26 protein-coding genes are annotated in these 25,000 nt (G+C 66.7%); 19 read left to right on the forward strand and 7 right to left on the reverse strand.

The features are described from left to right. The first annotated feature begins 47 nt into the window (after positions 1–47). Complete coding sequence (gene infA, locus M2299_RS01660; RefSeq protein WP_005409596.1) at positions 48–266, forward strand: translation initiation factor IF-1; 219 nt, start codon at positions 48–50, stop codon at positions 264–266. A 203-nt stretch (positions 267–469) separates the two neighbouring features. Beyond that, positions 470–865: a hypothetical protein gene (locus M2299_RS01665; RefSeq protein WP_032974816.1), complete on the forward strand. Its 396-nt coding sequence runs from the start codon at positions 470–472 to the stop codon at positions 863–865. Positions 866–938: 73 nt separating this feature from the next. Here M2299_RS01665 and clpA read toward each other — a convergent pair whose 3' ends face one another. After that, the gene (gene clpA, locus M2299_RS01670; RefSeq protein ID WP_032974818.1) at positions 939–3,221 is read right to left on the reverse strand and encodes an ATP-dependent Clp protease ATP-binding subunit ClpA; all 2,283 of its coding nucleotides are present in this window, start codon (positions 3,219–3,221) and stop codon (positions 939–941) included. A 137-nt stretch (positions 3,222–3,358) separates the two neighbouring features. On the opposite strand from clpA, the gene M2299_RS01675 reads away from it, so the two are divergent. Next, on the forward strand, positions 3,359–4,171 hold the full coding sequence (locus tag M2299_RS01675; RefSeq protein WP_280883743.1) for an APH(6) family putative aminoglycoside O-phosphotransferase: 813 nt from the start codon (positions 3,359–3,361) through the stop codon (positions 4,169–4,171). Between the two features lie 46 nt (positions 4,172–4,217). On the opposite strand, the gene clpS is transcribed toward M2299_RS01675, so the two are convergent. Further along, entirely contained in the window at positions 4,218–4,544 is a 327-nt protein-coding gene (gene clpS, locus M2299_RS01680; protein WP_025879127.1) for an ATP-dependent Clp protease adapter ClpS, read from the reverse strand. Between the two features lie 113 nt (positions 4,545–4,657). On the opposite strand from clpS, the gene M2299_RS01685 reads away from it, so the two are divergent. From M2299_RS01685 to M2299_RS01715, 7 genes are all read left to right on the forward strand, one after another. Further along, positions 4,658–5,146, forward strand: coding sequence for a hypothetical protein (locus M2299_RS01685; RefSeq protein WP_025879126.1), 489 nt, complete (start codon positions 4,658–4,660; stop codon positions 5,144–5,146). 1 nt (position 5,147) lies between these two features. Next, positions 5,148–5,609 (forward strand): NUDIX hydrolase, encoded by a 462-nt coding sequence (locus M2299_RS01690; RefSeq protein WP_280883744.1) that lies wholly within the window; start codon positions 5,148–5,150, stop codon positions 5,607–5,609. Next, positions 5,606–6,748, forward strand: coding sequence for a tRNA 2-thiouridine(34) synthase MnmA (gene mnmA / locus M2299_RS01695; RefSeq protein ID WP_025879124.1), 1,143 nt, complete (start codon positions 5,606–5,608; stop codon positions 6,746–6,748). The genes M2299_RS01690 and mnmA overlap by 4 nt, the downstream gene beginning before the upstream one ends. After that, entirely contained in the window at positions 6,745–7,359 is a 615-nt protein-coding gene (hflD, locus tag M2299_RS01700; protein ID WP_093818272.1) for a high frequency lysogenization protein HflD, read from the forward strand. Before mnmA ends, hflD begins: the two co-directional genes overlap by 4 nt. Before the next feature lie 174 nt (positions 7,360–7,533). After that, positions 7,534–8,724, forward strand: a complete 1,191-nt coding sequence (locus tag M2299_RS01705) for a methyl-accepting chemotaxis protein (RefSeq protein WP_025879122.1) — start codon at positions 7,534–7,536, stop codon at positions 8,722–8,724. Positions 8,725–8,822: 98 nt separating this feature from the next. Beyond that, the gene (locus tag M2299_RS01710) at positions 8,823–9,038 is read left to right on the forward strand and encodes a hypothetical protein (protein WP_280883745.1); all 216 of its coding nucleotides are present in this window, start codon (positions 8,823–8,825) and stop codon (positions 9,036–9,038) included. 67 nt (positions 9,039–9,105) lie between these two features. Beyond that, positions 9,106–9,633: a hypothetical protein gene (locus M2299_RS01715; RefSeq protein ID WP_025879120.1), complete on the forward strand. Its 528-nt coding sequence runs from the start codon at positions 9,106–9,108 to the stop codon at positions 9,631–9,633. 137 nt (positions 9,634–9,770) lie between these two features. Here the strand turns inward: M2299_RS01715 and M2299_RS01720 are convergent, their stop codons facing one another. Further along, positions 9,771–12,530 carry an EAL domain-containing protein gene (locus M2299_RS01720; RefSeq protein WP_025879118.1) on the reverse strand — a complete coding sequence of 920 codons (2,760 nt, stop codon included), beginning with the start codon at positions 12,528–12,530 and terminating at the stop codon, positions 9,771–9,773. 143 nt (positions 12,531–12,673) lie between these two features. Here M2299_RS01720 and M2299_RS01725 point away from each other — a divergent pair, with 143 nt between their 5' ends. Continuing rightward, entirely contained in the window at positions 12,674–14,776 is a 2,103-nt protein-coding gene (locus tag M2299_RS01725) for a PAS domain-containing sensor histidine kinase (RefSeq protein ID WP_280883746.1), read from the forward strand. A 4-nt stretch (positions 14,777–14,780) separates the two neighbouring features. Continuing rightward, entirely contained in the window at positions 14,781–16,556 is a 1,776-nt protein-coding gene (locus M2299_RS01730; RefSeq protein ID WP_025879116.1) for an EAL domain-containing protein, read from the forward strand. Between the two features lie 72 nt (positions 16,557–16,628). On the opposite strand, the gene M2299_RS01735 is transcribed toward M2299_RS01730, so the two are convergent. The 4 genes from M2299_RS01735 to flgA all read right to left on the reverse strand — a co-directional run bounded on the left by M2299_RS01735 (position 16,629) and on the right by flgA (position 19,311). Next, positions 16,629–17,846, reverse strand: a complete 1,218-nt coding sequence (locus M2299_RS01735; protein ID WP_025879115.1) for an ATP-binding protein — start codon at positions 17,844–17,846, stop codon at positions 16,629–16,631. 92 nt (positions 17,847–17,938) lie between these two features. Next, positions 17,939–18,277 (reverse strand): flagellar protein FlgN, encoded by a 339-nt coding sequence (locus M2299_RS01740; RefSeq protein WP_280883747.1) that lies wholly within the window; start codon positions 18,275–18,277, stop codon positions 17,939–17,941. Beyond that, a complete protein-coding gene (gene flgM / locus M2299_RS01745; RefSeq protein ID WP_025879113.1) occupies positions 18,274–18,579 on the reverse strand; it encodes a flagellar biosynthesis anti-sigma factor FlgM in 306 nt (101 codons plus the stop codon). Before flgM ends, M2299_RS01740 begins: the two co-directional genes overlap by 4 nt. A gap of 75 nt (positions 18,580–18,654) precedes the next feature. Further along, the gene (gene flgA, locus M2299_RS01750) at positions 18,655–19,311 is read right to left on the reverse strand and encodes a flagellar basal body P-ring formation chaperone FlgA (RefSeq protein WP_088099872.1); all 657 of its coding nucleotides are present in this window, start codon (positions 19,309–19,311) and stop codon (positions 18,655–18,657) included. Between the two features lie 131 nt (positions 19,312–19,442). Here flgA and M2299_RS01755 point away from each other — a divergent pair, with 131 nt between their 5' ends. From M2299_RS01755 to flgG, 7 genes are all read left to right on the forward strand, one after another. Next, on the forward strand, positions 19,443–20,387 hold the full coding sequence (locus tag M2299_RS01755; RefSeq protein ID WP_025879111.1) for a chemotaxis protein: 945 nt from the start codon (positions 19,443–19,445) through the stop codon (positions 20,385–20,387). A gap of 160 nt (positions 20,388–20,547) precedes the next feature. Further along, on the forward strand, positions 20,548–20,943 hold the full coding sequence (gene flgB / locus M2299_RS01760; RefSeq protein ID WP_025879110.1) for a flagellar basal body rod protein FlgB: 396 nt from the start codon (positions 20,548–20,550) through the stop codon (positions 20,941–20,943). A gap of 3 nt (positions 20,944–20,946) precedes the next feature. Next, complete coding sequence (gene flgC, locus M2299_RS01765) at positions 20,947–21,354, forward strand: flagellar basal body rod protein FlgC (RefSeq protein WP_025879109.1); 408 nt, start codon at positions 20,947–20,949, stop codon at positions 21,352–21,354. A gap of 23 nt (positions 21,355–21,377) precedes the next feature. Continuing rightward, positions 21,378–22,061 (forward strand): flagellar hook capping FlgD N-terminal domain-containing protein, encoded by a 684-nt coding sequence (locus M2299_RS01770; RefSeq protein ID WP_025879108.1) that lies wholly within the window; start codon positions 21,378–21,380, stop codon positions 22,059–22,061. Positions 22,062–22,093: 32 nt separating this feature from the next. Beyond that, positions 22,094–23,317 (forward strand): flagellar hook protein FlgE, encoded by a 1,224-nt coding sequence (gene flgE / locus M2299_RS01775; RefSeq protein ID WP_025879107.1) that lies wholly within the window; start codon positions 22,094–22,096, stop codon positions 23,315–23,317. Positions 23,318–23,349: 32 nt separating this feature from the next. Further along, on the forward strand, positions 23,350–24,099 hold the full coding sequence (locus M2299_RS01780) for a flagellar basal body rod protein FlgF (protein WP_025879106.1): 750 nt from the start codon (positions 23,350–23,352) through the stop codon (positions 24,097–24,099). 103 nt (positions 24,100–24,202) lie between these two features. Next, a complete protein-coding gene (gene flgG, locus M2299_RS01785; RefSeq protein WP_025879105.1) occupies positions 24,203–24,988 on the forward strand; it encodes a flagellar basal-body rod protein FlgG in 786 nt (261 codons plus the stop codon). Positions 24,989–25,000: the final 12 nt, after the last annotated feature.

Genomic DNA, 25,000 nt, shown 5'->3' on the forward strand with positions numbered 1-25,000 from the left:
TGCGCCTTAGGCCCAGCGTGGCCGTTTTCTGAACCGCACAGGACTACATGTCGAAAGACGATTCCATCGAGTTCGAGGGCACCGTCAGCGAGACGCTGCCGAACACCACTTTCCGCGTTCGTCTGGAAAATGGGCACGAAATCATTGCCCACATCTCCGGCCGCATGCGCAAGAACTACATCCGCATCCTCACCGGTGACCGGGTCAAGGTTGAAATGACCCCGTACGACCTGACCAAGGGTCGTATCACCTACCGAATGAAGTAAGCGGCTGGCGCGTTGCGCCACCTCGACAAGGCCAGCCCTGGACGCTGGCCTTTTGTCATGCCTGGAATCCGGCCCTGCCGGACGGCACCCTGACCGAATGCACCGTGACATCGGTCAGCCATCCTTGCGGCAGATTCGCATTCGCAGCGGCGGCGTCATCGTCGCACCCGATCCAGTCCGGATCGCCACCCCCTGCCCCTGCCATGAACGTGACCTCCCTGCCCGCTGGCTTCGCCGCCCTGGTACTCAGCACTGCCGCCCTGATCGCACCCGCCGCCCAGGCCGCCGACACGCCGTCGGCAAGCGCCGGTGACAGCTGCATTGCCTTGAGCGAAGACCAGCAGATCGTCCGCGCCGGCGCTGATCGCGATGTGCTGCTGCGCAATGGTGACCAGCACTACCGCGTGGTGTTCAAAGCCTCCTGCAGCAGCGCCGTGACCTCGCGGCGGCTGGCCTTTGAAACCCAGGGCGAAAGCAACCAGCTGTGCGCCGACTCACGCAGCGCGCTGAAGACCGACCGCGCCAGCTGCACGGTCGAGCGGATCGAACCCCTCGAAGCTGCCGCCTTCCAGCGCATGGCCCGCCAGCGCAGCCGCTGAGGAGCTGACACGACAAGGGCGGCCTGCGCCGCCCGGTCGTTGCTTCCGTTGCCGGGCGCTGCCCGGCACACCCTTACTCCACCGTGGCCGGCAACAGCCGTTCCGGCTCGGCCTGCGCCTCGACCACCAGCTCGTCGTTGCGCACGTCGATGCTGACCTTGCCACCGTTGACCAGCTTGCCGAACAGCAGTTCGTCGGCCAGCGGGCGCTTCACCTTGTCCTGCAGCACCCGCGCCATCGGGCGGGCACCCATCAGCGGGTCGAAACCGTGGTGGGCCAGCCAGTCGCGCGCAGTCGGCGTGGCCGACAGGCTGACGTGCTTCTCCTGCAGCAGCATCTCCAGTTCGATCAGGAACTTGTCCACCACGCGCAGGATGTGTTCGAAGCCCAGCGGCTGGAACTGCACCACCGCATCGAGGCGGTTGCGGAATTCCGGGGTGAACGCACGACGGATGGTCTCCATCGCATCGGTGGCGTGGTCCTGCTTGGTGAAACCGATCGAGCGCCGCGAGGCCTGCGCCGCGCCGGCATTGGTGGTCATCACCAGCACCACGTTCTTGAAGTTGGCTTCGCGGCCGTTGGTGTCGGTCAGCACGCCACGGTCCATCACCTGCAACAGGATGTTGAAGATGTCCGGGTGCGCCTTCTCGATTTCATCCAGCAGCAGCACGCAGTGCGGCGTCTTGACGATCTTCTCGGTCAGCAGGCCACCCTGGTCGAAGCCGACATAGCCCGGGGGCGCACCGATCAGGCGGCTGATCGAATGCGGCTCCATGTATTCGGACATGTCGAAACGGACCAGTTCGATGCCCAGCTGCAGCGCCAGCTGCTTGGTCACCTCGGTCTTGCCGACACCGGTGGGGCCGGCGAACAGGAAGTTGCCGATCGGCTTTTCCGGATTGCCCAGGCCCGAGCGTGCCAGCTTGATGGCCGACGCCAGGGTGCCGATGGCCGGATCCTGGCCGAAGATCACCATCTTCAGGTTGCGCTCCAGGTGCTGCAGCACATCCTTGTCGGTGGCGCTGACCTGCTTGGCCGGGATGCGCGCCATCTTGGCGACGATGGCCTCGACCTCCTCGACGTCGATCAACTCCTTGCGCTGGCCTTCCGGCATCAGGCGCTGGCGGGCACCGGCCTCATCGATCACGTCGATGGCCTTGTCCGGCAGCAGGCGATCGGCGATGTGCTTGACCGACAGGTCGACGGCGGCCTGCAGCGCTTCATCGGCGTAGGTGACGCCGTGGTGGGCTTCGTACTTGGACTTCAGGCCCTGCAGGATCTCGTAGGTTTCGCCCACGGTCGGCTCGACGATGTCGATCTTCTGGAAGCGACGGGCCAGCGCCCGGTCCTTCTCGAAGATGCCGCGGTATTCCTGGAAGGTGGTCGAGCCGATGCAGCGCAGCTCGCCCGACGCCAGTGCCGGCTTGATCAGGTTGGAGGCGTCCATGGTGCCGCCCGACGCCGAACCGGCGCCGATGATGGTATGGATCTCGTCGATGAACAGCACCGCATTGGGCACCTTCTTCAACGCGGTCAGCACGCCCTTCAGGCGCTTTTCGAAGTCACCACGGTATTTGGTACCGGCCACCAGCGCGCCGAGGTCGAGCGAATAGATGACCGCATCGGCCAGCACGTCCGGCACCGAACCTTCAACGATGCGTCGGGCCAGGCCCTCGGCAATCGCGGTCTTGCCGACGCCGGCCTCGCCCACGTACAGCGGGTTGTTCTTGCGGCGGCGGCACAGGACCTGGATGGTGCGCTCGATCTCGTCGGCACGGCCGACCAGCGGGTCGATGCGACCGGCGCGGGCCTGCTCGTTGAGGTTGCTGGCGAACTCGGTCAGGGCATCGCCCTTGGGCTCGCCTTCGCCCCCTTCCATGCGGCCCTCACCCTCGGAGGAGGACGGCTGCTCGCCTTCCTCGCCCAGCTTGGCGATGCCGTGGGACAGGTAATTGACCACATCCAGCCGGGTGACATCCTGCTGGTTGAGGTAATAGACCGCGTGGGAGTCCTTCTCGCCGAAGATGGCGACCAGCACGTTGGCGCCGGTGACCTCCTTCTTGCCGGAGGACTGCACGTGGTACACGGCCCGCTGCAGCACGCGCTGGAAGCCCAGCGTGGGCTGGGTATCGCGGCCGTCATCTTCGGCCAGGCGGGACACGGAGGCCTCGATGGCCTGCTCCAGCTCCTGGCGCAGGCGGTCGGCGTCGGCGCCACAAGCCTTCAGTACGGCCTGGGCGGACGGGTTGTCGAGCAGTGCCAACAGCAGGTGTTCGACCGTCATGAACTCATGTCGGGCCTCACGGGCGCGCTTGTAGCACTGGCCGATGGTGTGTTCGAGGTCTTTGCTGAACATGGATTACTCCGGCGGCAGTTGGAGACAATATGCGGCCTGACTACACGATTTCCATCACCCTAGCGGATTGCGACGTTCAGATGGCGTTAGCACTACCAAACGCTTGATCATCGTTCACTCCAGGACAGCCCACCCACATGAGCGAACCCTACCTGAGCCGCTGGCGATTGCGACGTGATGGTCCTTCGATCCGTACCCCCCATGCCCGGCTCTGGCCGGTGCTGACCGCCTCTGGCGAGGCGGCCATGTTGAAGGTGAGCACGGAGACAGAGGAACAGAACGGCCATCGCCTGCTGCGCTGGTGGAACGGCGACGGTGCCGCACGCCTGCTGGCCCACGAGGGGCCGGCGATCCTGATCGAACGGGCGCACGGCGATTCGCTGCGGCAACGCTCGATCAAGGGCGAGGACGACGCCTGCACCATGATCCTGTGCCAGGTCCTGCAGCAGCTGCACCGGCCACGGAGCGCGCCACCAGAAGATCTGGTCTGCCTGCGTAGATGGTTCGCCGATCTGCTGCAACCAAGGGCACCGCTGCCGCCATTGCTGGAACAGTGCAGATCGCTGGCGATGGCACTGCTGGAGGACGAGCAGGAGATGCGGCCCCTGCATGGCGACCTGCACCACGACAACGTGCTGGATTTCGGCGCGCGGGGCTGGCTGGCGATCGACCCGAAGCGGTTGCTGGGCGACCGCGCGTTCGACTACACCACGATGTTCAGCAACCCGGACCTGTGCGGGCCGGGCATCCATGTGGCAACACGGCCCGAGCGCTTCCATGCCCGGGTGGAACAGGTCTGCCGGCTGGCCGATCTCGAGCGCACGCGGCTGCTGCGCTGGATCGCGGCCAGTGCCGGCCTGTCAGCGGTGTGGTTCAGGGATGATGGTGACCCGGCCGACATCGATGAGGCGGTGGCCGTGATGGCCCTGCAGGCGCTGGCGGAGGCGTGACTCGAACCTGGCAGGTGCCCACCCTGGTGGGCACGCCGTGCCAGGATCAGGCCTTCTCCATCGTGCACAGCAGCGGGTGCTGGTTCATCCGCGCGTACTCGTTGACCTGGGCCACCTTGGTTTCGGCCACTTCGCGGGTGAACACACCGCAGACGCCACGGCCACGGGTGTGGACGTGCAGCATCACCTGGGTGGCCTTGTCCAGGTCCATGTTGAAGAACTGCTGCAGGACGTCCACGACGAAATCCATCGGGGAGTAGTCGTCATTGAGCAGCATGACCTGATAGAAGGGCGGCGGCGCCACTTCCGGGCGCGCGGGCTCCACGGCAACGCCGTGCTCGTGGTGGGAATCGGGGGCGGACTCGCGAGGCATCTGCCGATTATAAGGGGTGCGACGGCCTTGCGTAGGCCCCGCGTGGAATGGACGGCACGGGCGCCCGCCGTCACAATTGCACCTTCCCACACACTTGGTTTCACAGGATCTTCATGAAAAGGACCCTTCTCTCCGCCCTGCTGATCGCCCTGGCTGCCGCGGGCACCGCTGGCGCTGCGACCACCACTGACAGCACGAAGGCCGACAAGGCCGTTGCCCGTCACCTGGAAAAGCTGGGTTACACCTACGAGGTCGATGAAGACGGCGATTACCAGATGGTGTTCGATGTCGAAGGCGATCGCACCCAGATCGTCTATGTGCGCTCGTCGGTGGAAGACTTCGGTACCCACAACATCCGCGAGATCTGGTCGCCGGGCTACACCTCGCAGACCAAGCAGTTCCCGGTGGCCGTGGCCAACCGCCTGCTGGAAGATTCGCAGGACGCCAAGATGGGCGGCTGGGTGAAGCAGGAATCGACTGCGATGTTCGTGGTGAAGATCGATGCCGACGCCACCTCCGACCAGCTCAGCGACGCCATCGATGCGGCCATCCGCACCGCCGACGCGATGGAGCTGGAGCTGACCAAGAAGGACGATCTCTGAGTTGAACACCTCGCCGGACCCGCGCTGGGCACCGCATGCAACCGTCGCCACCGTGGTGGTCGACGGCGGCAGGGTGCTGCTGGTGGAAGAAACCATCGAGGGCCGGCAGGTGCTGAACCAGCCGGCCGGGCATCTTGAGCCGGGTGAAAGCCTGGCCGAGGCTGCCCTGCGCGAGACCGTCGAGGAAACCGGCTGGACGGTGGAACTGACCGCCTTCATCGGCTGCTACCAGTGGACCGCCGGTGACGGAACCCCGTTCCTGCGCTTCTGTTATGCCGCGCGCCCGGTCTCGCACGACCCGGCGCGGCCGCTGGATGCCGGCATCGATCGGGCGCTGTGGGTGACCCCGGCCGAACTGCAGGCCGCCGCCGGACGCCAGCGCAGCCCGCTGGTCTGGCAGGTGCTGGCCGACTACTTGGCCGGCCAGCGCTATCCGCTTGCACTGGTCCGGGAGGTCGCATGAGCAGCCCTCGGGTGATGGTTGGCGTGTCTGGCGGCGTGGATTCTTCCGTGGCTGCCTGGCGCCTGGTGCAGCAGGGCGAGGCCGTGGCCGGTCTGTTCATGCAGAACTGGGCCGACGACGGCAGCGGTGACTGCCGCGCCGAGGACGACCGCCGCGACGCGGTAGCGGTCTGCGGACTGCTGGGCATTCCGTTCCATTTCCGCGATTTCTCCAACGAATACTGGCAGGGCGTGTTCGAGCACTTCCTGGCCGAATACGCCGCCGGCCGCACGCCCAACCCGGACGTGCTGTGCAACCGCGAAGTGAAGTTCAAGCACTTCCTTGATGCGGCCCGCGAACTGGGCGCCGAGCGGATCGCCACCGGCCATTACGCACGCATTGCCCAGCGCGGCCATCAGTGGCTGCTGCTGCGCGGCGCCGACCGTTCCAAGGACCAGAGCTACTTCCTGCACCAGCTGGGGCAGGAGCAGCTGGCGGCCACCCTGTTCCCGATTGGTGACCTGGAAAAGAGCGACCTGCGCCGGATCGCCCGCGACGTCAGCCTGCCGACCCACGCCAAGAAGGATTCCACCGGCATCTGCTTCATCGGCGAGCGCGATTTCCGTGAGTTCCTTGGGCGCTACCTGCCGGCCAAGGCCGGGCAGATCCTCGATCCCAGCGATGGCAGCGTGATCGCCGAACATCCTGGCGTCTTCTATTTCACCCTGGGCCAGCGCGAAGGCCTGAACATCGGCGGCGTGCGCGGCCGCCCTGCCGCGCCCTGGTATGTGGTCGGCAAGGACGTGGCCAGCAACGTGCTGTACGTGGACCAGGACCGTGACAGCCCGTGGATGCTGTCCAACAGGCTGCGCTCGGAGACCGCGCACTGGATTGCCGGCGCACCACCGGCACGGCGTTTTGAATGCACCGCGCAGACCCGCTACCGCCAGCCCGATGAGCCGTGCACGGTGGATGTGCTGGACGACGGCAGCGTGCAGGTCACCTTCGCCCGGCCGCAGCGTGCAGTCACCCCCGGGCAATCCCTGGTGCTGTATGACGGTGAGGTCTGCCTGGGTGGCGCGGTGATCGCCGCCACCGACGCGCCGCTGGAACAGCGCCTGCGCACCACCCCTTCTCCTTTTGAGGTAATCGCTGCATGAGTTTCACTGTCGACGACCGCGTTCTGGCTTTGGCCGGCATTGCCCAGGCCCTGCAGCAGGTACGCCGTATCGCCGATACCGGCCACTCCGACGCCGCTGCCGTGCGCACTGCCGTGGACAGCGTGTTCCGCATCGATGCGGCCTCGCCGCAGGCGGTTTTTGGCGATCGGCACGCCCTGAAATCCGGCCTGCGCCTGCTGCACAATTATTTCCGCAGCCAGGGCCAGGACCCGATCCTGCCCAAGCTGGCCCTGTCGGTACTGCAGCTGGAGCGCCGCTTCGTGCAGGACGGCGCTACCGTGAACAAGGTCGCCTCGGGTATCGAGCGCGCCCAGCGCCAGGCCACCGAGCTGGGTGACAGCGGCCACCCCGATGTGCTGGCCGCGCTGGGCGGCCTGTATGCAGACACCATCAGCCACCTCAAGCCGCGGGTCATGGTGCAGGGCAACCCGCATTACCTGGGCCAGGCCGGCGTGGTGGCCGAGATCCGTGCGCTGCTGCTGGCCGCCGTGCGCGCCGCCGTACTGTGGCGGCAGCTGGGTGGCAGTTACTGGGACTTCCTGCTCAGCCGCAAGGCGATGGTCGAGGCCGTGGACCGGCAGCTGGCCTGAGGGCGGGGAGCCCGCCGGGCATGGCCCGGCGCTGGCGACCGAGCGCCCCGAGGACAGCGCCGGGCCATGTCCGGCGGACGGCGCCAGAAATCCGGCGCATTCAGTGAGCACATCGACGTTAAAGAGAAAGGGGGTACGGCCGATACATCCTCCGTGCACCTCCCGAGAACGTCCATGTACTCACGCATTTTCATCCGTCTGGCCGCCCCCCTGGCTCTGACCCTGCTGCTCCCCTTCGCCATCGGTTTCGAATGGCCGGTCGCCCTGCGTTGGGCGATCCTGACCACGATGACGCTGAGCTGGCTCGGCTTTGCGTGGTGGACCGCCCGCGCCCAGGCGCACCGTTCCCCGGAACATGCCCGTGTCCTGCGTGAGCAGGACCAGCTGCTGACCGAACTGCGCAACTTCGTCGGCAACGAGATCGACGGTTCGCGTGGTGAAGTGGAACGCGCCCGCGACCTGATCCGCCAGGCCGTCTCCAGCCTCGGCGGCAGCTTCGATGCCATGAACCGCAAGTCGCGCCAGCAGAGCCAGGCCCTGTCACGCATCGTCGACCGCGCCGGTGACGAAGGCGGCGCCGGCCTCGACGTTGCCCGTTTCGCCCAGCACGCCAGCCACCGCATGGAACAGCTGGTGGAAGCGCTGGAGCAGGTCAGCGGCCAGAGCAGCACCACCGTGCAGCACATCGACCAGATGGCGCAGCACCTGGACGGCATCTTCGCGCTGCTGGAAGACGTCAAGTCGATTGCCGACCAGACCAACCTGCTGGCCCTGAACGCTGCCATCGAAGCTGCGCGTGCCGGTGAAGCCGGTCGCGGTTTCGCCGTGGTTGCCGACGAGGTCCGCAACCTGTCCGAGCGTTCGACCACCTTCAACGAGCAGATCCGCAAGCTGGCGCACAGCTCCAAGGATGCCATCGCCAAGGTCCGCGAGACGGTTTCGCACATGGCCTCGCGCGATATGGACCGCTCCCGTGAAGCGCGCCAGGAAGCGGCGGCGATGCTGGACAACGTGGCGCAGATCAACGCTTCGCTGGGTGACGGCATGCGCGAAGTGTCCGACTGCGCGCGCTCGATCGACGGCAGCGTGGCCGAAGCCGTGCGTGCCCTGCAGTTCGAGGACATCGCCACCCAGGCCCTGGGCGGCGTGCATACCCACCTGGACCGCCTGACCGCGATCAATCGCGAAGCGGTGGCCCTGCAGGAACTGCTGCATCGCAATGGCGGCGTGTTCGACGAAGAAATCGCCTCTGCCCTGCAGCGCACCGGCAACCGCCTGCGCGAACTGCGCAGCGAATGGGAGCGCCCGCCGCACAAGCCGGTTGCCCAGCAGAGCATGGGCGCCGGTACGGTCGAGCTGTTCTGATCCTGATGTCCGCTGCCCCGTCCGGCAGCGTGCGAGGCCCCGGTTCTGCCGGGGCCTTTGCGTGTGACCCGCCTTTGGATGCATCCTGCAAGCGCACCATGACCCTGATCCGCGCCCTGCCCCCGATCAACGAGAACGAGCGCCCGCGCAATGCGGGCGTACGTGAGCAGCTGCGCCAGCTGGAAGAGGTGGCCCGCAAAGAAATCCAGGAGCTGCAGAAACTGGCCGACGCGCGCCCTGCCCCACCGGCAGCCGGCGATGACGTGCTGGGCCTGGCGTGGGACCTGGGGCTGGATGGCAGTGCCTTGAAGTAGATCCACGCCATGCGTGGATGCAACTGCCCACGTGGCATGATGCGCCGGTCCCGTTCATGGAAGACCGATGGCCATCGCCCTGATCGCATTGCTGCTGATCGAACTCCTGCTGCTGGCCCTCTGGGCGCCGTTCTTCTTCCGCACCGGCATCGCGCTGTTCAACCAGCGCATCGCCGCTACGCCGGCAGAGCTGGCGCAGCTTTCACTGGCCGGTCTGGAGCATGACCTGCCGCCCGATACCTGGCTTTGCCTGGTGTTCCGCGCGCTGCCGGACGGCAGCATCGCCTTTCGCGAGAGCTTCGTGCCGAGCGTTGGCCGTCGCTACTTTCCGCTGATGCGCGGGCGGGTGATGATCGATGCACGGCGCAGGGAGGTGCGGGTGATCGGGCTGTGCAGCTGGTTCGCGCTGGGCCTGACACTGATGCTGGTGCCGGTCATCCTCGTCCGACCCGCTGCGTGGCCGATGCTGGTGGCCCTGGTGCTGTTCTACATAGGCTATTTCATCCAGCGCCGACGCTATGTAGAGGTGGTCGAAGCGGTACGCGCACGACTTCGCTCCGAATTTCCGAAGCGCTTGGTTGCCGCGCCGCAGTAGATCCACACCATGCGTGGATGGCCGCGAGTGCAGGCATCAGTGCCGACCAACGGTCGGCACCCACCAAAGCTTGCCCAAGGTCGGCACCCACCAAGGCCAGCTCACAAGTAGATCCACGCCATGCGTGGATGAGTTTGTCAGCGCGCCAGCATCACTTCGCTGGCGGCATCGGTGCGGCCTGGGGCGAGGTGCTGCTGGCGCAGCCACTGCGCCAGGTCGCGCGGTGTGAGCGGGCGCGAGTACAGGTAGCCCTGGATCTCGTCGCAGCCCTGGCGGCGCAGCATGTCTTCTTCCTGGTGTGTTTCCACGCCCTCGGCCACCACCTTCATGCCCAGTGCGTGGCCAAGATGGACGATGGCCTGGGTCACCTCGGCGGTGCCCGAGTCATGCAGCATGCCCTGCACGAAGCTGCGGTCGATCTTCAGGCGGCCGACCGGGAAACGGTTGAGGTAGTTGAGGTTGGAGAAGCCGGTACCGAAGTCGTCCACTGCCAGCGGCACGCCGTGCCGTTCCAGCACATCGAAGCAGTGGCGCAGGATGTCGGTGTCACGGATCAACGCAGATTCGGTCAGCTCCAGCTCCAGCCGCTGCGGCGGCCAGCCGTGCGCGTGGCAGATCTCGATCACGCGCTCGGCAAAGCCACGATCGCGCAGCTGCACTGCCGACACGTTTACGGCGATGCGCTCGAAATGCAGGCCGGCACGATCCCACGCGGCTGCCTGGCGACAGGCTTCGGACAATACCCAGTCGCCGATGCGGACGATTTCGCCGCACTTTTCGGCGATCGGAATGAATTCTGCCGGGCTGCAGTAGCCGATGCCTGGGCGATGCCAGCGCAGCAACGCCTCGATTGCGGGGGGCTCGCCGTGATGGGCGTGCAGCAGTGGCTGGTAGGCCAGGCTGAACTCGTCGCGTTCGATGGCGCCGTGCAGGCCGTGCTCGATCTCCAGCCGGCGCTGGATCCGCGCCAGCGCGTCCTGGCTGTAATACTGGTAGGTATTGCGACCAGCTTCCTTGGCCGCGTACATCGCCGCGTCGGCAGCGCGCAGCAGCGAATCGAAGTCGGTCTGGCTCTCGCCGAGCATGGCGATGCCCACGCTGGCGCCCACTTTCAAGGTGGTGTCACCACGGCGCAGCGGCTCGGCCAGCGAATTGATCAGCTTGCGCGCCACGTGCCCGGCATCTTCCGGTTCGGCCAGGTCGCGCAGCACCACGATGAACTCGTCGCCGCTGAAGCGGCCGAACAGGTCGTTGTTGCGCAGGTTCTGGTGCAGCCGGGTTGCGGCGGCCTTCAGCAGCGCATCGCCGGTGGCGTGGCCGAAGCTGTCGTTGATGTTCTTGAAGCCGTCCAGGTCGATGAACAGCATCGCCAGCGAGGTGCCGCGATCGCGCGCCTCCTCGATGGCTTCGGAGGTCTGCTCGCCCAGCAGCACCCGGTTGGGCAGTCCGGTCAGCAGATCGTAATGGGCAAGCAGTTCAATCCGCTCGTTCGCTTCGCGCTCGCGGGTGATGTCACGGAACAGGACCACAAAGCGCGGCGGCAGGCCATCACGACGGTCCAGTTCGATCAGCACCTGCACCCATACGCGCAACCCCGACTGGCGGTAGAAGCACAGATCCAGCTGCTCCGGCAGGCCGCCACCGGCGATGCGCCCCAGCGCGGCTTCAAACGCCGCGCGCGAATCCTCGGCATACAACGCGAGCGCCTGGTCGAGGGTGATCGGTTCCTTGCGCAGGCCGTGGATGCGATAGCACTCCTCGGTCCATTGCATGTTGCGCGTCGCCACTTCGATCTCGCAACCACCGATGCGACCCAGCGCGGACACGCGGTTGAGCAGCTCGGTACGCCAGCGGATGAGGGCATCGGTCTGATGCTGTTCGGTGATGTTCTGCACCTGCCCCAGCAGGCGCTTGGGCTGCCCGTCCATGTCCAGCAACGGTTGCATCCACAACCGCAGATGCTGCGAGGGTTCGTTGCCGCGGGTCAGTTCCAGTTCGAGGTTAGCGGCCCGGCCATCGCGCCACAGGCGGCGCCAGGCCGCACGCAGTGCACCACGTGAGCGCGGGTGCAGCTGCTTGAGCCAGCGTCGCTGCCCCGGGATGCTGTCCTGCCGCAGCGCCAGCAGCGAGCGCAGTTCCGGCGACCACCAGAATTGCCGGCTGTGCGGATCGAACGACCAGCTGCCCATGCTGGCGATGCGCTGGGCTTCGCGCAGATGCAGTTGTTGCTCCTGCAGCAGGGCTTCCAGCTGCTTCTGCTGCTCGATGTCGGTATGGGTGCCGACCATGCGCAGTGGCTGGCCATCGGCGGTACGGGCCACCACCCGGCCGCGGTCCAGCACCCATCGCCACTGGCCATCGGCCTGGCGGAAGCGGAACTGGGCGCTGTACTGCTCACTGTCGCCGTGCAGGTGTTCATCCAGCGCGGCGCGCACCTGGGTGATGTCGTCGGCGTGCACGCGCGCCAGTATCTGCGTGGCCGTTTCCTCGCCCAGCGCGGGCGTGCGCGCCACGCGGTCGCTGGGGATGTCCCAGTCCCACAGGCTGTGGCCGGCGCTGTCCAGTGCAAGTTCCCAGCGACCGCCACCATCAACCGGCACCGGCTCGGGCACGCTGAGGGTGAAGGCGAGCAGGTTGCCGCTGCCGTCATGCACGGCGCGCAGGTGGCCATCGTAATGGCCGCGCGGGCCGCCCGGCAGCGTGCAGGCGACGATGCCACCGTCGGCGGCCAGCAGGCGCAGGTCTTCCAGCATCGGCGCGTAGGCGGCCACCGTGGCCGGCAGGCCATGCTCGCGCGCAGCCGGATTGGCCGCGAGCGGGCGCCCGCTGCGGTCGACGATGACCAGCGCCGAGGCGAGCGGATGCTGCAGCAGGCTGGCGATGATCCCTTGGTCCACGCGATCTTGCTCCGGATGAAACGCCCGACAGCGGGGCACGCAGTGGTTAACGGCGCCTGCGGCGGATAATTGAGTGGCCAGGGCACAGCTGCGCGGTAAGATGGCCCGCACCCCTTCTCCCTGCCCGCCTCCCTGCCCTGTCCATGCCCGTAGAACCGACCGGCACCGCCCCTGTTTCCGACCCGCGGATGGCGCAGGCGCTGGGGCGCGACCGTCGGCGCATCGTGCTGAGCTACCTGGCGATGGCGCTGGCCTGGATGATCGCCACCGACGGCGCGGTGACCGCGCTGGTGCCCGACCCGCAGCAGGCGGCGCTCTGGCAGAGCATGAAGGGCGCGTTCTTCGCTTTGGCCAGCGCCGGCCTGCTGTACCTGCTGCTGCGGCCGCTGGCCGAGCACGTGCTGCACACCCATGCCCGCCTGCAGGCCTCCGAACTGCGCCTGCGGCAGATGTTCGAGGGCAACCCGGGCCCGATCCTGGTGTATGACCTGGACAGCCTGGCCATCCTCGATGCCAATCCGGCGGCCTGCAGCACCTTCGGCTGGGACCGCGAGGCGCTTCTGGCGCAGACCATCGACGTGCTCTGGCCACCCGGCCAGGATCAGGCGTTGCAGACCAAGCTGGAGGAGATCCGCGGCGCGCCCGAGCAGCTGTGCATCCTGCGCGCGCAATTGCAGCTGCGTAATGGCAGCCTGCGGCAGATGGAACTGCGTTCGAACGCAATCGACTACGACGGCCACACTGCGCGCCTGCTTATCGCCATCGACCGCACCGCCGAAGACCTGGCCCAGCTGCGGCGCGACCAGGCATTGGCCCGCGTGGAAGAAGCCCACGAGCTGGCCCGGATCGGCGCGTGGGAGCTGGACCCGTCCACCGGCCAGGGCCGTTACTCCAACCAGGTCTATCGCCTGCTGGGGCGTCGCCCGCCCGAGGCGCGACGCTGGCACCGTTTCGACGAGCTGCTGGTGGCAGCCGACCCGGCCACGGCCGCACAGACCGACCAGGTGCTGGCCGAGCTGTGCTCGGGTGAGCAGGTGCAGGTGGACGTGCTGCTGCCGGTACTGGCAATGGATGGCCGTGCGCTGATGGTGCACCTGCGTGCCGCCAGCGGCGTGGATGAAGCCGGACGTGACCGGATACTGGGCACGTTGCAGGACGTGACCGAGCGTGAGCAGTCGCGGCGCCTGTTGCGCGAACGCGAAGAGCAGTTCCGCGAGCTGGTGCGGGTGCTGCCCGATGGCGTGGTGATCCTGTCCGACGAACATGTGCTGTATGCCAATGCGTGGGCGGCCGGCCTGTTCGGCTACGGCAGCCACACGCTGCTGGGCGAGCCGCTGTCGGCCCTGGTGGCAGGCGGCGATCTGGCCCGGATGCGCGCGCAGATGCGCGCTGGGCAGCCGCAGCACAGCCCGGGCCACAGCAGCGTGGTGGCCATGCAGCGCGCCGATGGCCGCAGCTTCCAGGCTGGCATTGCGGTGGGCGACGTGCGCTACGGCGGCCGCGACTGCAAGCTGCTGATCGTGCGCGACCTGAGTGAATCCGAACAGACCCGAAGCGCGCTGGAGACCAGCAACCGCGAGCTGCAGGCGATGGCCGGCCGCTTGTTCTCGCTGCAGGAGGACGAGCGCCGGGCAATCTCCCGCGACCTGCACGATGACATCGGCCAGGCGATCACCGCGATCAAGCTGTCGGCCTATGCGGCGCAGGACGAGGACGATGCGCAGCGGCGCGGCGAGGACCTGGCACAGATCGTCAGCTTGGCCGATACCACCGTTGCCAAGCTGCGCGACATCTCCACCCTGCTGCGGCCGCCGCAGCTGGATGCGCTGGGCCTGGAAGCGGCATTGAGCTGGCAGGCACGCGTGCTGTTCCGCTCGTCCACCGTCGAGCTGCATGCCGAGATTGAATCGCTGCCCACGCGCCCGGACAACAGCATCGAGCAGGCCTGTTTCCGCATCGCCCAGGAAAGCCTGACCAATGCACTGCGCCACGCGCGCGCCAGCCAGGTGGTGCTGCAGCTGCGCGACGTCGACCAGCGCGGGCTGCACCTGATGATCCGTGACGATGGCGAAGGGTTCGATCCGGATGGCCCGCGCGGCCTCGGCCTGATCGTGATGCGCGAGCGTGCGCAGAGCGTGGGCGGCCATGTGCGGATCGAGTCGGCGCACGGCGCCGGTACCCTCGTCGATGTCCACCTTCCTTACCAGGCCGCTGTTACGGCGGCCGTCGAGTCAGCGGAATACTGAGCCCATGTGGAACCCCAACCTGCCCCCGGTCAGCATCGATGATGCACCTGATCGCCTCGGCGCCGGCAACCCCGAGCTGCAGGCGATGGTCGCCGAAGCCGCCTCCGGAGGTACCCCGCTGATGCTGATGCATGTGGACATCGACCACTTCGCCTCGGTCAACGAGAACATGAGTGCGGAGGTTGGTGACCAGGCCCTGGTGCTGGTGGCCCAGCGCCTGCAGTCCTACCTGCGCGGACGCGGCATGCTGTGGCGGCATGGCAGCGATGAGTTCCTGATTGCCGTGCCGCGCACCGCCGATCTGCCCCTGGCCGAGGATTTCGCCGAAGAGATCCGCCAGCAGATGGAACTGCCGCTGTCGGTACTGCCCTATACGCTGTTCATGACCGGCAAGCTGGGGGTGAGCCTGTGCCCGGAGCACGCCAGCAATGCCTCGCGCCTGCTCGACCATGCCGAGGATGCGCTGTACCAGGCCGCCCGCGAAGGCGGCAATGCGGTGCGCATCCATGCGGTGGACACGCCGCCGAGCGCGCACAGCGAGAGCATCATCGCGCGGCAGATCGTCGATGCCATTCCCAACGGCGAACTGAAGCTGCGTTACCAGCCGCTGGTCAGTGCCCGCGATGGCCATGTGGTGGGCATGGAGGCGCTGCTGCGCTGGCAGTCGCCGACCCTGGGCATGCTGGTGCCGGAGCGTTTCATGCGCACCGCCGAGCGCCTGGGCATCATCGTGCAGATTGGTACGTGGGTGCTGGAAGGTGCATTGAAGCAGGCCCGGCTGTGGCGCGACCAGGGCTTTGATGACTTCACCATCGCGGTGAATGTGTCCACCCTGCAGCTGCTGCGCCCGAATTTCTTTGCCGAAGTGATGGGCGTGATCCAGGCGTCCGGCGTGCCGGCGCAGATGCTGACACTGGAAATCAACGAAAGCGCGCTGACCAACAACGTCAACTTCGTCCACGAAACGCTGGCCAACCTGCGCAACGAAGGCATCAGCCTGAGCCTGGACAACTTCGGCACCGGCGATTCGAGCCTGAGTGCGCTGGTGCGCTACCCGGTGGACAAGCTGAAGATCGACCGCAGCTTCATCAAGAGCGCCCCGGCCGGCAACCGTGAAGCGGCGATCGCACGCGCGATCATTGCGATGGGCCATCAGCTGGGCATGACGGTGATCGCCAACGGCGTGGAATCGCAGGCACAGCTGGGCTTCCTGCGCCGCAACGACTGCGACGTGTTCCAGGGCTACCTGTTCGGCGAACCGATGTCCGCCGATGCCGCCGGCATGACCCTGCGTCGCCGCTACCTGCGCCCCGAAGCGTTCGCCGAAACCCGGCCGGACCGCACCCTGCTGCTGCTGGACGACGAGGAGAACGTGCTGCGCTCGCTGGTGCGCCTGTTCCGCCGCGATGGGTACCGCATCCTGGCGGCAGGCAACGTGCGCGATGCGTTCGATCTGCTGGCCATCAACGACGTGCAGGTGATCCTGTCCGACCAGCGCATGAGCGACATGAGCGGCACCGAGTTCCTGGGCCGGGTGAAGATGCTGTACCCGGACACGATCCGGCTGGTGCTGTCCGGCTACACCGACCTCAACACGGTGACCGATGCGATCAACCGCGGTGCGATCTACCGGTTCCTGACCAAGCCGTGGAACGACGACGAGCTGCGCAAGCACATCCACCAGGCCTTCCGCACGTACGAGGAACAGCGGCGCAGCAACGGTGGCCTGGCGGCTGTCGAGCCGGCCGACGGCGGTGAGGATCGTTCGCCGCTGCGGTAACCGCATCCGCCGGGCATGGCCCGGCGCTACCGGGGACCAGGGATAGCGCCGGGCCATGCCCGGCGACCACGATCAGCGCGGCTGCTTGATCGGCAGCACCAGGCGGAAGCGCGAGCCGACGCCCGGGGTACTGTCCAGATCGATGCGGCCGTGGTGCTTGTTGATGATGCTGTAGGAGATCGACAGGCCCAGCCCGGTACCGCTGCCGACCGGCTTGGTGGTGAAGAACGGATCGAAGATGCGCTGGCGCAGTTCCGGCGAAATGCCGCCGCCGGTGTCTTCGAACTCGACCCACACCGTGTCGCCGTCCACGCCGGTACGCACGGTGATCGTGCCGCGCTCGGCGATGGCGTGGCCGGCGTTGAGCAGCAGGTTCATGTAGACCTGGTTCAACTCCGAGGGCAGGCATTCCACCAGCGGCAGCTGGCCGAACTCGCGCACCAGGTGCACCTTGTACTTGAGCTCGTTCCAGATGATGTTGATGGTCGATTCAAGGCCGGAATGCAGGTCGACCAGCTTCCACGATTCGTCGCGGCCGGAATAGGAGAAGTCCTTCAGGTCGCGCACGATGCGGGTGACGCGCTCGATGCCTTCGCGTGACTCGGCCATCAGCTGCGGCAGGTCGCGGCTGATGAAATCGATGTCCAGGCGGTCACGGATATCGTCGATTTCCGGAATCAACGCCTTCGGGTCGGGCGCACGCAGGGCGCGTTCGTAGGCTTCGATCACCGTGAACAGGCTGCGCAGGTATTCCTGCAGGCTGCCCAGGTTGGAATGCACGTAGCCGATCGGGTTGTTGATCTCGTGCGCCACGCCGGCGGCAAGCTGGCCGATGGACGCCATCTTCTCCGACTGCAGCAGCTTTTCCTGGGTGCCGTTCAAGCGCAGGTAGGCCTGGCGCAGTTCGGCATGGCGCTGCTGCAGTTCGCGTTCGTAGTCTTCCTGGCCTTCGATATGGCGGAACAAGGCCAGGTAGTGCCCCGAACCGGGTTCGCCATGGAAGTACAGATGGGCGATGACCACGCCCTCGCCCAGTGGCAGGCTGCCGTTCCAGTGACCGTGCTGGCGCGCATGTTCCAGCGCATCCGGCGGCAGCAGCTGGCGCAGGCGCTGTGGCGGCGGCAAGGTGCCTTCATCGCTGCCCAGCAGGCTCTGCGCGGCCGGGTTGGCCAGTGCGACCTGCCCATCTTCGGTGAACAGCAGCAGGCCCTCGCGCAGGCGCTCAAGCAGGGCCTGCAGCACCGGTTGCGGCGGAAGGGGGGCGGTAACCAGAACGTTGGCGGCAGACACGGCGGCTCGGGGCGATCAAACAGGCGCCCAATATACGCGTTCATGCGGCGGCCCACAGCCGCCATCGGGCGGTCAGCCGACCGCCGGTCCTGTCAGGCGATGGCGAGTGGCCGCCGCGCGGTGACGGTATGCGACTGGCCCTTGGCATCGTATGCCGAGGACTCTTCGGTGCGGCCCATCTGGCGCAGTGCCCAGTTGACCTCGCGCCGGCGCCGCGACAGCAGCACCCCGTTGGCGCGGTTGCGCTCGGCCAGTTCCTGCAGCTGCTCGCCCTCGCCCACCGGTGGCGCGCCTTCCAGCGCACGCAGCGCTTCCAGCTTCGCGCCGGTGGCACGGATCAGGGCGTGCACGTCGTGCTCGACCAGGGCCTGGCGTTCAACGTCCAGGGCCTGGGCAAGGCGCTGCAGCGGCTCGCTCATCGCCGCGGTCATCCTTGCAGCTGCTGGTCCAGTTCAAGCATGCGCGAAGCGATCGCGTCCGGATTGATCTTGTAGGTGCCGTTCTGCAGCGATTCGCGCACCGCTGCAACACGCTGGGCGTCGATCGCCGGGGCGGTGCTCAGCTCACGCTCGATGGCCTGCAGGTTGGTGGCTTCGCCGGTCAGGCGCAGGCTGTCGGCCGCCTCGACTGGACGTGCCGCCGAATCGGTGCTGACGCCGGGCTTGGCGGCCGGGGTGGTCACGCTGCGCAGTGCCTGGGGGACCTGCAGGTTGCCGTCGATTTTCTGGCTCATGGGGTGTCCTGGAGTTGCCGTACACAAGGGATAACGGCCGCAGGGCCGTGATCTTTAGGGGAATTCTGCATTATTTCAACGCGCCACGATTACGTCACCGGTCGCGTCCACCGTGCCCTGCACGATACGGCGCGAGGACAGGTTTTCCACCGAGACGCGCTCGTTCTGGCCGGCATCGCCCAGTGCGCGGCCGGCGATGCGGACCTCGACCGAACCACGCCGCGATACCAGCGCCACACTGTCTCCTCGCTTGATGAGACGCTGTGCAACCAGATCGTTGCTCGACAACAGTGTTCCTGCCGGCAACGGCCGACGGGCGATGCGGCCGATCGCTGCGGCAGGATCGGCCAGCACTGCGCCGGCAATCCGTGCCGCGTCACGCTGGGCAGTACTGATATCGGCGGCGGCGATGGATTCTCCAGTGCCGATGCCACGGGTCAGCACCAGCACGGTCTGGTTGCGGCGCACCTTCACCGGCACGAACAGGCGCCAGCCACCGGCGTCGGGGCAACTCACTTCCACGGTGGTGTTTGCCGTGGGCTGCACCTGCAACGCGCCCCCGCATTTTGGAAGGCGCAGCGCATCGGCAACCACGGCCTCACCTTCAGTGCCGGCGGCCAGGGTCGACAACGCGGCAGCACGGATGCTGGCCACCGGCTGCCAGTCGGCAGCGGTTGCCCACGGCGCGGCCACGGCCATTGCAGTGGCAAGGAAAAGAACAATGCGGCGCATGGCGCCTCCTGTCGGTAAGACCTGGCCCAGACGCGTGCAAGCTGCGTGCCACAGGCACAGGGCGGACAGCTTCCCGGCCGCGGCCCTGCACTCGCCCTCAAGTTCCCCCTGCCCGCGCCGATACAGCAGCCATGTCCCATGACCTGCTCAACCGGATCGACCAGCGAACCCGACTGGCCGGCCACAATCGCCTGGCGCTGCTGCTGTTCCGCCTCGGCGGACGTCAGCTTTTTGGCGTCAATGTCTTCAAGGTGCAGGAAGTGCTGCGCCGCCCGGAACTGTTCCAGGTGCCCGGCCTGCCCGGCCAGTTCGCCGGCGTGGCCGACGTGCGCGGCCGTTCGGTGCCGGTGCTGGACCTGGGCCTGGCCATCGGCCACCCCGAGCGCGAGCCCGATGCGGACACCGCACCCGGTTACCTGGTGGTGACCGAGTTCAACCGCTCGATCCAGGGCTTCCTGGTCAGCGGCGTGGAGCGCATCGTCAACATCGCGGTGGAAGACATCCACCCGCCGCCGGAACTGGGCGCTGAATCGAGCTACCTGACCGCGGTGACCCGCTTCCAGGGCGAGCTGATCCAGGTGATCGACGTGGAAAGCGTGCTGGCCGACATCGCCCAGGTGCGCGGTGAGGCCGTGCTCGACCCGGCCATGGCGATGCCCGCCGACGCCCCGCAGCTGCAGGTGCTGGTGGTGGATGATTCGCGGGTGGCGCGCCAGCAGATCCGCAGCGTGCTGGACCAGCTGGGGGTGGGCGCGACCCTGCTCTCGGACGGCAAACAGGCGCTGGACCACCTGCTGCAGATCCATGCCTCGGGTGAAAACCCGGCCGAACGCTACGCCATGGTGATCTCGGACATCGAGATGCCGGCCATGGACGGCTACACGCTGACGACGGAAATCCGGCGCCATGCCGGCCTGTCCGGGCTGTACGTGCTGCTGCATACCTCGCTGTCGGGCGTATTCAACAATGCGATGGTCGAGCGCGTGGGTGCCAACGCCTTCGTCGCCAAGTATTCGCCGCACGAGCTGGCCGACTTCGTGCTGGACCGCCTGCGCAAGGTGGCGATGGCGGCGTAAGGCCGCCGCACGCGTCTCCGCCGGGCACGGCCCGGCGCTACCAGACACCTGCTCCGACCCACGGTAGCGCCGGGCCATGCCCGGCGAGCGCGATGTTGCGCACCACGGTTCTGGCACACCGCTTGCAGCTTCCCGGGCAACGTTCCCGTGGGAGTGCACCGTGCGCAACCTGATTACCGACTACCTGGGCGTCCATGCCCAGGCAATGCCGTTGCGCGAACAGCGCATGAAGCTGATCGCCAGCAACCTCGGCAATGCCGACACCCCCGGCTACAAGGCCCAGGACCTGGACTTCGATTCGGCCCTTCGCCATGCGCAGGGGCTGGATGCCAACGGCCTGATGACCACCACCAACGAGCAGCACTACGAAATCGGTAGTGGCCTCAACCCGTTCCAGGTGGCCCGCGAGGGCGTACAGCCCAGCATCGACGGCAACACCGTCGACCCCGATGCCGAACGCGCCGCCTATGGCCGCGCTGCACTGGAATACCGCGCTTCGCTGAGCTTCGTCGAAAGCAAGGTGCGTTCCATGCTCACCGCGATCACGGGGCAATAAGCCATGAGCAACCTGCCGATCTTCGATATCGCCGGCTCCGCGCTGCAGGCGCAGTCGGTGCGCATGAGCACCATCGCCTCCAACCTGTCCAACGCTGACAGCATCGCCGGCTCGGCCGACGCGGTGTACAAGCCGCTGGAACCGATCTTCCAGGCGGTGACCAGCAAGACCGATCCGAACATCACCTCGGTGCAGGTCAAGGAGATCACCCAGAGCAACGCGGCGCCGATCAAGCGCTACGAGCCGGGCCATCCGCTGGCCGACGGCGATGGCTACATCTACCAGCCCGACGTCGATCCGGTGGCGCAGATGGTCAACCTGATCTCGACCTCGCGCAATTACCAGGCCGGCGTGGAGATGTTGACCACCGCCAAGGAACTGGCCCTGGCCACCCTGACCATGGGCCGCTGAGGCCCGCTGCACCGGACACCGCCATGACCACTGCCGTCAACAACCAGAGCAACCAGGACGTCTACGCCGCACTCGGCCTGAACGCCCCCAACAGCAACGCCACCAAGAAGAAGAACACGCTGGACCAGGCCGATTTCCTGCGCCTGATGACCGAGCAGCTGCAGCACCAGGACCCGCTGAAGCCGATGGACAACACGCAGATGGTCTCGCAGATGGCGCAGATGTCGACCGTGCAGGGCATCACCGATCTGAACAAGTCGGTGAAGGGCTTCCAGGAGTCGATGGCCAGCGACCAGGTGCTGCGTGGCGCCGCCCTGGTCGGCCACCAGGTGCTGGTGCCGTCGGAAAAGCTGGTGCTGGAGAAGGAAGGTTCGGTGGAGGGCACGGTTGCCGCGCCGGCCGCCGGCATCGTCACCGTGGACGTCACCGACGCCAACGGCGCCAAGGTCACCTCGATCAGCGTTGAAGCCAAGGCCGCCGGCGAGACCGCGTTCACCTGGGATGGCAAGGATGCCAACGGCAAGCGCATGGAGCCGGGCAAGTACAACATCGTCGCCAACCACGTCGACACCACCGGCAAGAGCACCAAGCTGTCCACCTTCGTGCAGGCACCGGTGGAAAGCGTGACCGTCGGTTCCGACGGCCTCTACCTGAATCTCAAGGGCCTGGGCACGGCCCCTCTCGACTACGTGCTCCGCGTCAGCTGAGCCGCACCTACCGCATCCAACAGGAGCATCCCATGGGCTTCAACATTTCCCTGTCCGGCATCAACGCTGCCAACTCGGACCTGAGCGTCACCGCCAACAACGTGGCCAACGTCAACACCACCGGCTTCAAGCAGTCGCGTGCGGAATTCGCCGACCTGTTCGCCGCCACCAGCTACGGCCTGTCCAAGAACGCGATCGGCTCGGGCGTGCGTGTTTCCAACGTGGCCCAGCAGTTCATCCAGGGCAACAACGAGCAGACCGGCCGCAGCCTGGACATGGCCATTTCCGGTGAGGGCTTCTTCACCATGAACATGAACGGTGCACGCGTGTACTCGCGCGCCGGCAACTTCCAGACCGACGCCGCCGGCTACGTGGTCAACCCGCAGGGCGCACGCCTGCAGGTGTTCGCTCCGAACGCCGACGGCACCAACTTCGACGCCGGCCGCCTGGTCGACCTGCAGCTGCTGACCACCGACAGCCCGCCCAAGCAGACCAGCGAGGTCAAGGTCGGCTTCACCCTGCCCGGCAATGCCAAGCAGCCTACGGTGAACCCCTTCGACCCCACCAATTCCAACAGCTACAGCCATTCCAGCGGCGGCATCACCGTGTATGACTCGCTGGGCGTCAGCCACACACAGGTGTCCTACTTCGTCAAGGAAGCGGCCACCAACGCCTGGACGGTGCACAACTACGTCGATGGCCAGCCGGCCGGTACGCCCACCCCGCTGACCTTCGACAACGCCGGCAAGCTGACCGCACCGGCCAACGGCAAGATCAGCCTGGGCACCTTCACCCCGACCACCGGCGCCGGCGTGCTGAACATGACGCTGGATGTGAGCGGCTCGACCCAGTACGGCGAGAAGTTCGCCCTGCGCAACACCCAGCAGGATGGCTACGCGGCCGGCAAGCTCAACGAAATCACCGTTTCGGAAACCGGCGTGGTGTTCGCCCGCTATTCCAACGGCGACGACAAGCCGCTGGGCCAGGTCGCACTGACCAGCTTCAACAATCCTCAGGGCCTGGAACAGAAGGGCAACAACCTGTGGGTGGAGACCTTCGATTCGGGCACGCCGCGCACCGGCGCCGCCGACACCTCCAACCTCGGCAAGATCCAGGCCGGTTCGCTGGAATCCTCCACCGTCGACCTGACCGAACAGCTGGTCAACATGATCACCGCGCAGCGCAACTTCCAGGCCAACGCGCAGATGATCACGACCCAGGACCAGATCACCCAGACCGTCATCAACATCCGTTGATGACCTGCTGACCCTGTCACGGAACTCCCCGCATGGATAAAGCCCTTTACGTGGCGATGACCGGTGCCCGCGCCTCCCTGCAGGCGCAGGGAACGCTCAGCCACAACCTCGCCAACTCGGACACCCCCGGCTTCAAGGAAGCGCTGGCCAACACCGAAGCCTTCCCGATCCGTGGCCCGGGCTTTGCCTCGCGGGTGGATGCACTGCATGTCGATGCGGGCTTCAACCGCACGGCCGGCGCGCAGCACATCACCGGCAAGCCGCTGGACCTGTCGTTGCAGACCGGCACCTGGCTTGCCGTGCAGTCCACCGATGGCAGCGAGGCCTACACCCGTGGCGCCGCGCTGTCGGTGACCCCGAACGGCCAGCTGGTGACCTCCAGCGGCCGTCCGGTGCTGGACGACAACAACAACCCGATCGCGATTCCGCCCTACCAGGCGATGGAGATCGGCAACGACGGCACGATCTCGATCATCCCGCAGGGCGAAGGCCCGCAGACGATGGCGATGATCGGCCGGATCAAGGTGGTGCAGGCGCCGGATGATCGCCTCGAACGCGGCCTGGATGGCCTGTTCCGCAATACCGATCCGCTGCAGCCGTTCGCTCAGGCGCAGGGCACGGCGGTGCACAGCGGCCAGCTGGAAGGCAGCAACGTCGATGCCGCCGGCGCGCTGGTGCAGATGATCCAGCTGCAGCGCCAGTACGAAATGCAGGTGCAGGTGATCAAGCACGGCGATGACAACGCGCGCAGCGCCAACAGCCTGTTGCGCCTGGGCAGCTGACGGAATTCCGGCACCGGCCCGCGCCGGTGCTGGCACGCCGCTTGCACTCCCTACCCCATGGGCCGCACCGCGCGGCCGGCTTCACCCAGACAGGACTCCGAAGATGAACCAGGCATTGTGGATCGCGAAAACCGGACTGGATGCGCAGCAGATGCGCATGTCGGTGGTTTCCAACAACCTCGCCAACACCAACACCACCGGCTTCAAGCAGGACCGCGCCAGCTTCGAGGACCTGTTGTACCAGCAGGTGCGCCAGCCCGGCGGTTCCTCTTCGGCACAGACCCAGCTGCCTACCGGCCTGCAGATCGGGACCGGCGTGCGCGTGGTGGCCACCGCCAAGAACTTCGAGCAGGGCAGCCAGCAGCAGACCGGCCGCGCGCTTGACGTGATGGTCAACGGCCGCGGCTTCTTCGAAGTGCAGATGCCCGACGGCAGCTCGGCCTACACCCGCGACGGCTCGTTCAAGATCAACCAGGACAGCGAGCTGGTCACCAACAGCGGCTACCCGGTGCAGCCGGGCATCCAGATTCCCGAAGGCGCGCAGTCGGTGACCATCGGTACCGACGGCACCATCAGCGTGAAGATGGCCGACGGTGCGGCATCGGTGGAAGTGGGTGCGCTGACCCTTACCGACTTCGTCAATCCGGCGGGCCTGCAGGCACGTGGTGAAAACCTGTTCCTGGAAACCACCGCCTCCGGCCCGGCGCAGAACGGCAATCCCGGCCTGAACGGCCTGGGCACCGTGGTGCAGGGTGCGCTGGAAGGCAGCAACGTCAACGTGGTGGAAGAGCTGGTGTCGATGATCGAAACCCAGCGCGCCTACGAAATGAACGCCAAGGCGATCTCGACCACCGACTCGATGCTCGGCTACCTCAGCAACAAGCTCTGACCGCCCTCACCG

This window comes from Stenotrophomonas sp. 1278, from assembly GCF_029892765.1.
Taxonomy (GTDB): Bacteria; Pseudomonadota; Gammaproteobacteria; order Xanthomonadales; family Xanthomonadaceae; genus Stenotrophomonas; species Stenotrophomonas indicatrix.

Excerpts from the sequence above, each read along its gene's own strand:
- infA (WP_005409596.1), top strand. The coding sequence starts at position 48 with ATGTCGAAAGACGATTCCATCGAGTTCGAGGGCACCGTCAGCGAGACG.
- M2299_RS01665 (WP_032974816.1), top strand. The coding sequence starts at position 470 with ATGAACGTGACCTCCCTGCCCGCTGGCTTCGCCGCCCTGGTACTCAGC.
- clpA (WP_032974818.1), bottom strand. The coding sequence starts at position 3,221 with ATGTTCAGCAAAGACCTCGAACACACCATCGGCCAGTGCTACAAGCGC.
- M2299_RS01675 (WP_280883743.1), top strand. The coding sequence starts at position 3,359 with ATGAGCGAACCCTACCTGAGCCGCTGGCGATTGCGACGTGATGGTCCT.
- clpS (WP_025879127.1), bottom strand. The coding sequence starts at position 4,544 with ATGCCTCGCGAGTCCGCCCCCGATTCCCACCACGAGCACGGCGTTGCC.
- M2299_RS01685 (WP_025879126.1), top strand. The coding sequence starts at position 4,658 with ATGAAAAGGACCCTTCTCTCCGCCCTGCTGATCGCCCTGGCTGCCGCG.
- mnmA (WP_025879124.1), top strand. The coding sequence starts at position 5,606 with ATGAGCAGCCCTCGGGTGATGGTTGGCGTGTCTGGCGGCGTGGATTCT.
- hflD (WP_093818272.1), top strand. The coding sequence starts at position 6,745 with ATGAGTTTCACTGTCGACGACCGCGTTCTGGCTTTGGCCGGCATTGCC.
- M2299_RS01705 (WP_025879122.1), top strand. The coding sequence starts at position 7,534 with ATGTACTCACGCATTTTCATCCGTCTGGCCGCCCCCCTGGCTCTGACC.
- M2299_RS01710 (WP_280883745.1), top strand. The coding sequence starts at position 8,823 with ATGACCCTGATCCGCGCCCTGCCCCCGATCAACGAGAACGAGCGCCCG.
- M2299_RS01715 (WP_025879120.1), top strand. The coding sequence starts at position 9,106 with ATGGCCATCGCCCTGATCGCATTGCTGCTGATCGAACTCCTGCTGCTG.
- M2299_RS01725 (WP_280883746.1), top strand. The coding sequence starts at position 12,674 with ATGCCCGTAGAACCGACCGGCACCGCCCCTGTTTCCGACCCGCGGATG.
- M2299_RS01730 (WP_025879116.1), top strand. The coding sequence starts at position 14,781 with ATGTGGAACCCCAACCTGCCCCCGGTCAGCATCGATGATGCACCTGAT.
- M2299_RS01740 (WP_280883747.1), bottom strand. The coding sequence starts at position 18,277 with ATGACCGCGGCGATGAGCGAGCCGCTGCAGCGCCTTGCCCAGGCCCTG.
- flgM (WP_025879113.1), bottom strand. The coding sequence starts at position 18,579 with ATGAGCCAGAAAATCGACGGCAACCTGCAGGTCCCCCAGGCACTGCGC.
- flgA (WP_088099872.1), bottom strand. The coding sequence starts at position 19,311 with ATGCGCCGCATTGTTCTTTTCCTTGCCACTGCAATGGCCGTGGCCGCG.
- M2299_RS01755 (WP_025879111.1), top strand. The coding sequence starts at position 19,443 with ATGTCCCATGACCTGCTCAACCGGATCGACCAGCGAACCCGACTGGCC.
- flgC (WP_025879109.1), top strand. The coding sequence starts at position 20,947 with ATGAGCAACCTGCCGATCTTCGATATCGCCGGCTCCGCGCTGCAGGCG.
- M2299_RS01770 (WP_025879108.1), top strand. The coding sequence starts at position 21,378 with ATGACCACTGCCGTCAACAACCAGAGCAACCAGGACGTCTACGCCGCA.
- flgE (WP_025879107.1), top strand. The coding sequence starts at position 22,094 with ATGGGCTTCAACATTTCCCTGTCCGGCATCAACGCTGCCAACTCGGAC.
- M2299_RS01780 (WP_025879106.1), top strand. The coding sequence starts at position 23,350 with ATGGATAAAGCCCTTTACGTGGCGATGACCGGTGCCCGCGCCTCCCTG.
- flgG (WP_025879105.1), top strand. The coding sequence starts at position 24,203 with ATGAACCAGGCATTGTGGATCGCGAAAACCGGACTGGATGCGCAGCAG.